The following is a 2,909-nucleotide window of genomic DNA, read 5'->3' on the forward strand; positions in this document are numbered from 1 at the left end:
GCCGCATCGAGCTCGGTGCTGCAGTGGTGATCGGCGGCCAGTCGTAGCTGGCTGGTGAAGTCGTAGAGTTCGCCCCCCGAGCAGATGTCGGTGTGTGCCGAAAGCAGTTGTTCCAGCAGCGTCGTACCGGAGCGATGCATGCCGACGATGAAGACGGGCGTGAACGGCGCGTCCATCGACGACGGGCGCTCGGCGGCGCCGACGTCCAGCGATTTCAGCAGTCCGAACAGCCGCTCGTCTTCTTCGCCGGAATAGGCGACCACCTTCCGCATGGAGGTGCAGGCCAGTTCGAGCGCGTCCGTTGCGGCTGCATAGTCCTCGAGGCGGTCGAGCTCACGATGCAGCGCGTAGGCCAGCAGCGCCGCATTGCCCGGTTCCGCGGCGCGCGCCACCGCGCGTTTCAGTGCGTCGACGTGGCCCGCGTCGGTGCCGCTTTCCGAGCGCAAGCGGGAGAGGTGCCACCAGGCGGGGGCGTGGTCCGGCTGGAGCACCAGGGATTCGCGGAAATGCTGTTCCGCCTCTTCGAACCTTCCGAGGTTGAGCAGCGCCAGACCGATATCCGACGTCAAGGGCGCAGAGGAGGGATGGTGCGCCGCCGCCAGTTGCAGATGCTGGAGAGCCTGCTGGGGGTGGTTCAAGGTCTGCAGGAACAAGGCCACCAGCTGGGCGACATCCACATCGTGCCRCAATCCCTCGGGAATGCGCGGAATGAATCCGTGCAACTCCGGAATGAGGTTGAACGTCTTCAGGCGGCGCAACAGGAACATGCATTGGCGCTTGTTCTGCACGCCGACGCGATAGGCGGAAAGCGCGTACTCGCGTGCGCGCCGGTAGTTGTCGTCGATGGACTCCAGGCGCGACCGCTGGATGAGGGCACCGGCATCGGTCGGATGCTCGGCCAGGATGGCGTCGCTGATGCTGCGCGCCCCCACCAGATCGCCTGCCGTGATCAGGCTCCGCACCCTGAGGAGCTTGTTTTCGACATCGAGACGAGGTCCGCGCGCGGCGGACGAACGGTCACTGCTGCTGGACAAACTAGAGGTCCTGCTCGTAACGCACGTACGGCACGGTGCCTTCGTCGGCGTTCTCGTTGGTCAACGAGAAGGGATTCTTGCCGCGGGTGATGACGTTTTCGGCCCCGACCGTCAGCTGCCCACTCCAGGGAGTGCGCCAAGTCAGGCCGAGGCCCAGGCCTTCGAACTTGCCAGGCTGGCCGGGCACGTCGATGACGCGGCCGACGATATTGGCGCTGAAGGGGCCGTAGCCACCGCCGACGGTCAGGCTGCGGCTGTTCCAGCGATCGGCGAGAGCCGGCAGGTCGGAGACGGGCACCAGCGTGGCCTTGGCCACGGCGCCGCCGATCGACACGAACCCTTCGCGTCCTATGTTCTTCTGCCCGAACACGGCCAGGTCGTTCTGTTCGACCCGGCTTCCGCCGCGGCCCGAGGACAGCCAGGCCGGCAGGGTGTCGCGGCCGGTGCCGGCCGACAGTCCCAGCTTGCCGCCGGGACGGCTCAGGACGGCGGATGCGCTCACGCGCTGGCTTGCCGTGTCCTGATCGTCGTCGCCGAGCGTGGCCAGCATGCAGTGGCTCGCCAGGTTGCCGATGTTGCCGACGACCCCCGCCTTGCGGTTGCACACCAGGCCCAGGGCGTCGCCGCTGTCCAGGCCGAATGCGGTGGTCAGTGAGTTGCGCCCCAGGCGCCAGCGCGCGCCGGCCTCGGCCTGGCCGGTCGGCTCGAGCAGCAGCACGGCCTCGACCTTGCCGTCATTGTTCCAGATGGGAAGGGCGGTCGCCTGCGGGTCCGCGGCCGGCTTGCGCGTGCTTTTCTGCGCATGCGCATCCGCCGCCCCGCCAAGGGCGAGCAGCAGGGCGAGCGGCAGTGAAAGGCTACGCAGATTCATGGCTGGCTTCAGACTCCTGGGTCGACCCGGAGTTCCCCTCCCGAAGGGGAACCGATGCTATGCCGTTTATGTTTCTTTAACAAGTCCCCGACGCTGTCCGCCGACCGCCGGAACTACTGAAGGCGGCTGGGCGCTTCCATGTCGACCCGCAGCTGGCTGAATAGTTCCGCGATCTGCGGGGCGGAGAATCGATACTCCTGCCCACAGAACTCGCAACGCACTTCCGCCACCCCATCGGCCAGCGCCGCGGTCGCTTCCTCTTCTCCCAACGACTGCAGCATGCTCTCGACCCGTTCCCGCGAACAAGAGCAGCCGAAGCGAACTGCGCGCTCCGTCAGGATTTGCGGGGTTTCCTCATGGAACAGGCGGTGCAGCACCACCGGCACGGGCGTGGCCAGCAGCTCGGCCTCGCCCAGCGTATCGAACAGGGCGCCGGCCCGGCTCCAGCCATCGTCATCGCCCTCGTCGCCCGGCAGCTTCTGCAGCATCWGGCCGCAGGCCCGGTCACCGTCGGCGGCCAGCAGCAGGCGCGTCGGCAGCTGCTCGGACTGGCGGAAGTAGTCTTCGAAGGCTTCGGCCAGGCGGCTGGCCTGCAGGCCGACCAGGCTCTGGTAGCGCTGCGGCTCGCGCGGGTCCAGACCGGGGTTTTCGATGGTGATCGCCAGCAGGGCGTCCTCGCCCAGGTCGCGGAGGTCGCGCGGCGCGTCTCCGGCCGTGGACAACTGCGCTATGCCGCGCACCGTACCCGCCGCGGTGCATTCGGCGAACAGGCTCCGCAAGGTGCCCTGGCTGCGGAGCTGGATCGACAGGCGCCCGTCGACCTTGGTATGACCCGTGAACAGCACCGCCGCCGCAATGGCTTCGCCGAGCAGCTCTCGGGCCGACGGCGGGTAGTCGGCGCGGCCACCGACGGTCTGCCAGGTGTCTTCGAGACGCACCGCCACGCCGCGGACGCCGGCGGCGGGCAGCAGGAAGCGGGTCACCCCGTCGTTCACAGTTCACCC

The 2,909-nt window shown here is 68.0% G+C and carries 3 protein-coding genes; all 3 read right to left on the minus strand.

Going from position 1 to position 2,909, the window contains the following annotated elements:
• A partial coding sequence (locus tag AC04L7_RS15755) for a sulfotransferase (protein ID WP_475513376.1) occupies positions 1-962 on the minus strand: 962 nt, incomplete at its 3' end.
• Between the two features lie 73 nt (positions 963-1,035).
• The gene (locus AC04L7_RS15760) at positions 1,036-1,869 is read right to left on the minus strand and encodes an XOO1806 family protein (RefSeq protein WP_436001083.1); all 834 of its coding nucleotides are present in this window, start codon (positions 1,867-1,869) and stop codon (positions 1,036-1,038) included.
• Between the two features lie 149 nt (positions 1,870-2,018).
• Positions 2,019-2,900, minus strand: a complete 882-nt coding sequence (gene hslO / locus AC04L7_RS15765; RefSeq protein WP_475513377.1) for an Hsp33 family molecular chaperone HslO — start codon at positions 2,898-2,900, stop codon at positions 2,019-2,021.
• Between the last annotated feature and the right edge of the window lie 9 nt (positions 2,901-2,909).

This window comes from Pseudoxanthomonas sp. LjRoot204_2 (genome assembly GCF_056175765.1).